This is a genomic window from Streptomyces sp. SID5785, from assembly GCF_009870065.1.
Taxonomy (GTDB): Bacteria; Actinomycetota; Actinomycetes; order Streptomycetales; family Streptomycetaceae; genus Streptomyces.
Window position 1 is genome coordinate 1 of sequence record NZ_WWIA01000485.1, and the last position, 1406, is coordinate 1406.

General features: G+C 71.4%; 2 protein-coding genes. Both read left to right on the top strand.

The window, feature by feature from the left end; genetic code table 11:
* The coding region (locus GTW43_RS15715; RefSeq protein ID WP_161302624.1) for an acyl-CoA dehydrogenase family protein at nucleotides 1-94 on the top strand (94 nt) is incomplete at its 5' end.
* A 30-nt stretch (nucleotides 95-124) separates the two neighbouring features.
* On the top strand, nucleotides 125-1339 hold the full coding sequence (locus GTW43_RS15720; RefSeq protein WP_161302626.1) for an acetyl-CoA C-acetyltransferase: 1215 nt from the start codon (nucleotides 125-127) through the stop codon (nucleotides 1337-1339).
* Nucleotides 1340-1406 lie beyond the last annotated feature (67 nt).

Sequence of the window (1406 nt, forward strand, 5' to 3'; positions counted from 1 at the left end):
CGCGAAGGCCTTCACCGACGGACGCATCCAGACCATCTACGGCGGTACGACCGAGATCATGAAGGAGATCATCGGCCGCTCGCTGCTCGCCTGAACCCTCACCCCAGTTCCGAAAGGCACCTCCGTGACCACAGACGCGTACGTCTACGACGCGATCCGCACCCCGCGCGGCAAGGGCAAGCCCAACGGCTCGCTGCACGGCACCAAGCCGATCGACCTGGTCGTCGGGCTCATCCACGAGATCCGCGCCCGCTTCCCGGACCTGGACCCCGCCGCGATCGACGACATCGTGCTCGGCGTCGTCGGCCCCGTCGGCGACCAGGGCTCCGACATCGCCCGCGTCGCCGCCATCGCGGCCGGACTGCCCGACACGGTGGCCGGGGTACAGGAGAACCGCTTCTGCGCCTCGGGGCTCGAGGCCGTGAACCTGGCGGCCATGAAGGTCCGCTCCGGCTGGGAGGACCTCGTCCTCGCCGGCGGCGTCGAGTCCATGTCGCGCGTGCCCATGGCCTCCGACGGCGGTGCCTGGTTCGCCGACCCCATGACCAACTTCGAGACCGGGTTCGTGCCGCAGGGCATCGGCGCCGACCTCATCGCGACCATCGAGGGCTTCTCGCGGCGCGACGTCGACGAGTACGCGGCCCTCTCCCAGGAGCGGGCCGCCGCCGCCGTGAAGGACGGCCGCTTCGAGCGGTCCGTCGTCCCGGTCAGGGACCGCAGCGGCCTCACCGTGCTCGACCACGACGAGTTCCTGCGCCCCGGCACCACCGCCGACTCGCTGGCCAGGCTGAAGCCGTCGTTCAAGGACATCGGCGACCTCGGCGGCTTCGACGCGGTGGCCCTGCAGAAGTACCACTGGGTCGAGGAGATCGACCACGTCCACCACGCGGGCAACTCGTCCGGCATCGTGGACGGCGCCTCCCTCGTCGCCATCGGCTCGCGCGAGGTCGGTGAGCGGTACGGGCTGACGCCGCGGGCCCGGATCGTCTCCGCCGCGGTGTCCGGCTCGGAGCCCACCATCATGCTCACCGGGCCCGCGCCGGCGACGCGCAAGGCGCTCGCCAAGGCGGGGTTGACCATCGACGACATCGACCTCGTCGAGATCAACGAGGCGTTCGCCGCGGTGGTGCTCCGCTTCGTGAAGGACATGGGGCTCCCGCTGGACAAGGTCAACGTCAACGGCGGTGCGATCGCGCTCGGGCACCCGCTCGGGGCGACCGGGGCGATGATCCTGGGCACGCTCGTCGACGAGCTCGAGCGCAGGGACCTCCGGTACGGGCTGGCGACTCTGTGCGTCGGGGGCGGCATGGGCATCGCCACGATCGTGGAGCGGATCTAGCGCCGCAGTTCCGGCCGTCTCGTCGCCGGGTGCGGCCCGGTGGGGGCTGGTCGCGCAGTTCCCCGCG